The 6,000-nt window shown below is 63.6% G+C and carries 3 protein-coding genes and 2 pseudogenes; 3 read left to right on the top strand and 2 right to left on the bottom strand.

Annotated elements, in window-relative coordinates:
• Positions 1 to 115: 115 nt before the first annotated feature.
• Both C5E41_RS31245 and C5E41_RS31240 read left to right on the top strand, forming a co-directional pair.
• A complete protein-coding gene (locus C5E41_RS31245) occupies positions 116 to 661 on the top strand; it encodes an NERD domain-containing protein (protein ID WP_181063511.1) in 546 nt (181 codons plus the stop codon).
• Between the two features lie 1,423 nt (positions 662 to 2,084).
• Positions 2,085 to 2,276: pseudogene (locus tag C5E41_RS31240) on the top strand (3-hydroxyacyl-CoA dehydrogenase); the annotation flags it as partial.
• Positions 2,277 to 2,379: 103 nt separating this feature from the next.
• On the opposite strand, the gene C5E41_RS31235 reads toward C5E41_RS31240, so the two are convergent.
• Entirely contained in the window at positions 2,380 to 3,624 is a 1,245-nt protein-coding gene (locus C5E41_RS31235) for an acyl-CoA dehydrogenase family protein (protein WP_104379290.1), read from the bottom strand.
• A gap of 67 nt (positions 3,625 to 3,691) precedes the next feature.
• Positions 3,692 to 4,585: a helix-turn-helix domain-containing protein gene (locus C5E41_RS31230; protein ID WP_439956513.1), complete on the bottom strand. Its 894-nt coding sequence runs from the start codon at positions 4,583 to 4,585 to the stop codon at positions 3,692 to 3,694.
• 160 nt (positions 4,586 to 4,745) lie between these two features.
• Here C5E41_RS31230 and C5E41_RS31225 point away from each other — a divergent pair.
• Positions 4,746 to 5,678 (top strand): annotated as a pseudogene (locus C5E41_RS31225) (phosphotransferase family protein).
• Positions 5,679 to 6,000: the final 322 nt, after the last annotated feature.

Here is a 6,000-nt window from a genome sequence, read left to right as displayed (position 1 = left end):
GGCCCGCTCCCGCGGCCTCACCGACCCTACCGACGAACAGGAGGACACCACCACTCCAGCACTGACCGCCTGACCCAACAGGATCACGCGGCAATCACCCCCATACACCACACATTTGGACTTGACCTCCGGGCTGGCGCGTATTCGTCGGGCCGTGCCCGATGCCGGCCCCTGGCGCGCGTGGTCGAACTTCAGCTTCGCCACCGCACAAGGCAGCATGCATGAGGTGGATGTCCTGATCACCGCGCCGAACGGGATTTACATGGTCGAGCTCAAATCCTGGCGAGGAGATATCGAGGTGAAGGGCGGCACATGGATCCAAACCACCGAGTCCGGTGAAGTGATCGAGCACGCGGACCCGCTCCAGCTGACAGCGTTCAAAAGCTCAGCGTTGGCCCGGTTGCTGCGTGCTGTGGGAGAGGATGTGTACCTCCGCGCGTTGGTTTGTCTGACCAATGACAGCGTGCGCGCCGTCGTGCCGGCGCGGGACCGCCGGTACGTGGTGTCGGTCGAGGAGCTGATGAAGAGGCTCGCGCGGCCTACCCATGATGCTCGGATCCGAATGACTGCTGATCGGGTTGCTCGGGTGGGCGAGGCTTTGGAATCCGCCGGGATAGTCTCAGCGACAGGCCATCTCGGGCCGGGCGCCTTCGATTCGTAGTTCGCGCTGGATCGCGTCGATCAGATGGTTACTGCAACAACCAATTGGTGAACGAGGGCATCCTCCCCGGCGGGGGGACCGTCGACGAGGTACGGCAACGCGCCGCGGATAGCGCGGTGGAGTTGCTTGATTCCGATACCCGGCATTTCTACAGCCCAACGAACCTGACCGAGCAGTTTCGTTGGAAGTCGACTTGATCATCGGTTTCACTGGTCTGTGTTTGGCGCGCTGCGTGGAGGACGGCGAGTGGTATATGGGCCACCGGAGTCGGCCGGGAGAGCCGACCTTCTGCTGGTCCAGCTATGGCACGGACTTCGGCGCTGCGATCGACGGGCTGTAGACAATTACGAGCAGTCGCATTCGGCGACTTCGAGGAGAGCATGTCCACTGGGGTCGACCTCGACACCACAGCTACGACCTCCCGCGAGTGAGAATCGGCGAAGAGGCGTATCGATCACCGACAGCAGTACCAAGGCAAGCGAAGGGCTTGGGCTGCCGCATGGATAGGTCACGCTGTCATGCGATCGTGCAGCAGCCGCACCGTTGACTGCGCCTGCGGGGCGGGGCCGGTGACGTGGTGTTGCTACGGGCGACCGAATCGGCCGCACACCGTCGAAGCCGTTGATGGTGCAGTACTAGCCGCCCAGCCGTATTCGCGGCGGCGTCGGCGTGTGCGTGAGACGGCTGTTGTCGTGGGTGTGGTGGTCGCCGATGGGTTCCCCTACTGCCGAAACCACCGGTCGTTGTGGGGAATTTGGCATCACGACGGGTGCAACCAGCCTGGACGCGACGGGATAGGGCGAACAGGGCGGACGACTGTACAGTTGTTGACCTGCGCATGTAGGGATTGCGTGACATATGAAGACACGCCCGGGACCGTCCCTGGTTGGCTCATAACCCAGAGGTCGCAGGTTCAGATCCTGTCCCCGCTACTACCAAAAGGTGGCCCTGACCGGCAAGTTTTAGGGCTACCTTGAACTTGTGTCGAGGTTCTTGCCAGCGGATTTGGCATCACGGGGAAGCGTGATGATTCGGACAGAGCCGACTGCCGGGTGATACGCAACGAAACAGCGGATAACCAGCGGTTTCAGTGGACGAGGTGGAATGCATGAGACTGCCATCGCTAAGGTGCCGCACCATCGATCACAACCCTCCTTACGACGGCGCACTGTATGCGCGATGCATCCGGAGATCACAGCCGCGTGTGGGCACCGCTGCAGAAGGTGCGAGGCAGAACCATGCGCCGACAACCCTCGGTCGGCATCTCTTGGTGTATTTTTGGTGGCCGACCCAAAATTGAGGCCTTGCAGTCCGGTCAACCTAGTGTGACCTGGAATGTAAGTGCGCCATCAGGGACTCGAACCCCGAACCCGCTGTTACCGGCACGGTTACATGGCCGGGCGTGACGCCGACCGGCTGGCAGATCTTCGAAACCCCGATGTTGGCGGGACTTCCGGAGGAGGCGCAGAAGTCTCTGGGGGCGCAGGTTCCGCATCCGTCCCGTCTCGGTAAGGCGACGGAGTACGCGGCCCTGGCTGCCCACATCATCGATAATCCCATGCTGAACGGGGAGACGATTCGCCTGGATGGCGCTATTCGTATGGCGCCGAAATAAACATCGTTTCCCTTGTGGCGCTGGCGAAACCTTCGCCGGCGCCACAGTCCTATATGCCGGACAGAACCGCTTTTCGGCCTAATTCTCTTGTCAGGCAGCCGATTCAGTAGCCGTCGGATATGTGATCCGGCAGCAGGTATGGCTCACGGCGGAGTTCGGCCCTCGCTATCGATTGCACATGGACCTCGTCGGGGCCGTCGAACAGGCGCATCGCCCGATGCCAGCCCCACATCGACGCCAACGGGGTGACGTCGGTGACGCCGGCTCCGCCGTGCACCTGGACGGCCCGGTCAATGACGTTCAATGCCGCCCGCGGGACCGCGATTTTGGCCATCGACACCAGGTCTTTGGCTGCCTTGTTGCCCGCGGTGTCGATGACGTGGCAGGTGTGGTGACACAGCAGCCGGGCCTGCTCGATTTCGATGCGCGACTCCGCGATCTGCTGGCGCACGACCCCGTGCCTCGCCAGTGGAGTCCCGAATGCCGTGCGGTTCTCGGCGCGCGCGATCAGCATCGACAACGCGCGTTCGGCGGCCCCCAATGCGCGCATGCAGTGGTGGATGCGTCCCGGCCCGAGCCGTGCCTGGGCGGCGGCGAACCCGCCGCCCTCCTCGCCGATGAGGTTGTCGATCGGGACGCGGACGTCTTCGAACAAGACCTCGGCGTGGCCGTGCTGATCGTGATGGTTGAACACCGGGTAGTCGCGAACGACCGTGATGCCGGGCGTATCCCGTGGAACGAGCAGCATCGTCTGCTGGCGGTGGGTGGGCGCAGTGGGGTCGCTCTTGCCCATGACAACGAAGAAGGCACACCGCGGATCCATCGCACCGCTGGTCCACCATTTGCGGCCGTTGATCACGTACTCGTCGCCGTCGCGTCGTATTCGTGTGGCGATATTTGTGGCGTCGCTGCTGGCGACATCCGGTTCGGTCATGGCGAAAGCGGACCGGATTTCGCCGTCGAGCAGAGGGTGCAGCCATTTTCGCTGCATCTGTTCGGTGCCGAGGAGGTGGAGTAGTTCCATATTGCCGCTGTCGGGGGCCTGGCCGTTGATCGCTTCAGGCGCGAGATCGAGGCTCCAACCGGACAATTCGGCGATGGGCGCGTACTCGAGCTGCGTCAAACCGGAAACGTCCGGGAGGAAAAGGTTCCACAATCCCTCGGCCCGGGCATGTTTCTTCAGCTCTTCGACGATCGGCGGCACCCTATGATCCGCAGGTCCGGCCTCGTGTCGCCACTGAAGGTATTCCTTCTCGGCCGGGAAGACTCGATCCCGCATGAACCGAGCCATCCGCTCACGAAGTTGTAGCGCCCTCTCGGAGGGCGCAGGGAGTTCGTACGTGATCATGAACACCTCCTGAACAAGACCGATCAAATGATCGGTCTTGAACTATATGGGTGCGTTCGACGGGGCGTCAACGCGGGGCGCCGACGATGTCGAGGGCGAACTGTGTGTACTGCCGCGCTATGGCCTCCGGTGGCAATTCGCCGGACGCGGACCACCATTGCGGCAGTGCGGTGCACAGCGTCACCACCGCGCGCGCCGCCTCGCGGGGCAGCGGGGTGTTCATCAGGCCGCGGCGGCACCCTTCGGCGACCTCGTCGTCCACCATGTGCTGGACGTTCCGGCGGGCGCTGGCGATGCGGGCCCGGTGTGGCTCTTCCACGCTGCGCATCTCGCTGGCGCCGATGAAGCCGAGCTCATGGCGGTGGGTGTGGTACAGGGCGAGGCATTCGACCAGCCTTTCGAGGCGCTCGACCGGTCCGTCGCCCTCGGCCCGGGCGGTGCGGCAACGTTGCGTGAGGTCGTTCATGGTTAGGTCGAGAAGCTCCACAAGCAGCAGTTGTTTGGTGGCCCAATGGTGGTAGACACCTGCTACGGACATGCCGGCGCGGTCCGCGACGTCTCTGATGGTCGCGCCGTGGTAGCCGAGCTCGACGAAGGCCTCCAGGGCTCCTGCCAGCGGCGGGGGGAGTTCGAGCGGCGGGAAATCTCGCCACGACAAACCGGCGGTATCCCGGGATGAAGGTGGTTCTCGCAACGTGCGCGGGTCTACGTCGAACAGCCGCGCCGCACGTTCGAGACGTCCGTCGTCGATGCGTGTCAGGCCGTTTTCGATCGCGCTCCAGGTGCCGACGCTCACGCCGACCTTGGGGGCCACATCGCGGATGGTCAGCCTCTTCTGTTGCCGGGCCTGCCGGAGTCTCCGGCCGAGTAGTTCCCGGTCGTCCGTGGCGCCCCCGGAACGCTGCGCCGCCAATATCTGCTCCTCTCGGGTGAGGGTGGAAGTCCGGTCGGCGATTGACACGGCTCTATCGAGCTAGTTTACCCGCTTGTTCAGGTATACCGAACGATCGCTCGGTCCAGGAGGTTGGTATGTCGGCTTCGGCTCCCCCTGGGGTGGAGGTGGCTGCGCTCGAAGCGTTCTTGGGCGAGAGGTTCCCGGTCTGCTCAGCGGCCCCCTTCATGTGGAACTGCTGTCCGGAGGACGGTCCAACCTGACCTACTTGCTGACGGACGGATATCGGCGATGGGTTCTGCGAGGGCCGCCCCTCGGGCATGTCCTGGCCACAGCGCACGACATGGAGCGCGAGTGCCGGATGCTGCGCGCGCTGTACCCGACCGACGTGCCTGTGCCGAAACCGCTGGTGGCGGCGAACGACGACGTGATCGGAGCGTCGTTCTATGTCATGGAGTTCACCGACGGTGCCGTGCTGCGCAAGCGCAGTCAACTGGAAGGCTTCACCGCGTAATCGCACAAGCTGGCCGACGGTCTTCTGTCGACGTTGATCGCATTGCACCATCAGCGGCCCGATGAGATCGGTTTGGGTAATTTCGGTCGCCCTGCGGGCTACCTGGATCGTCAATTGCAGTGCTGGGCAAAGCAATTGACGGCATCGCGCAGTCGCGATCTGCCCGAGCTGGTCCGGTTGGGAGAACGTCTCGTGCGCACGATCCCGGCCGAGCAGCCGCCCAGGTTGGTACACGGTGACTACCGCCTGGACAACGTCGTGGTCGACCCGGATGGCGGCAGCGTTGTCGGTGTGCTCGACTGGGAAATGGCAACGCTCGGTGACCCGCTGACGGATCTGGCCTCGATGACGTTGTGGTGGGATGGAATTGGGGGCCTCGACAGTCCGGTGGCCGCCGTGCCGGGAGATGTCCCCGGATATCCGGGTTCGGATGCCTTCGTTCAGGCGTACGCCGCCCGAACGGGCCGGGATCTGTCGAAATTCAGCTGGTATCTCGGCTTTGCGTATTACAAGATCGCGGTGATTTTCGAGGGTATCCACTATCGCGAAAGGGGCGGGCTGACCGTCGGGGAGGGGTTCGAGCGGCTGGGTGCGATGGTCCCCGCTCTGATCGAGCGTGGACACGCGGCGGTGGAGGTCGACCGATGAATCCGGTCGCGTACGACGTTCGTGATCGCCTACCCGGGTGCGCCTGGAACGCGCGCCATGGCGCATCATCGATCGGCATCGCGAACGTTTCACCGTTTACGCACACGGCGCGCGCATCGGTGCCGGCATCGAAATGGCAGCGTTCGCGGGACGACTGGTCGCAGAAGAAGACACCATATTCCGCGGGCACGGCGGACCGAATCGGTGAACGAGTCCACGAACAACTGGTTGATCGGATTCCCTCGGCCGAATCGACGAGGTCGATATAGGCCACTGGCTACCCAATCGGTGGCGGTGCCGAATTCGTCGAGGTCGCCTCCGC

This window comes from Nocardia nova (assembly GCF_002933465.1).
GTDB classification, from domain to species: Bacteria; Actinomycetota; Actinomycetes; order Mycobacteriales; family Mycobacteriaceae; genus Nocardia; species Nocardia nova_B.
The sequence above is the reverse complement of the archived record's forward strand: the minus strand, read 5'-3'. Positions and strand labels throughout refer to the sequence as shown.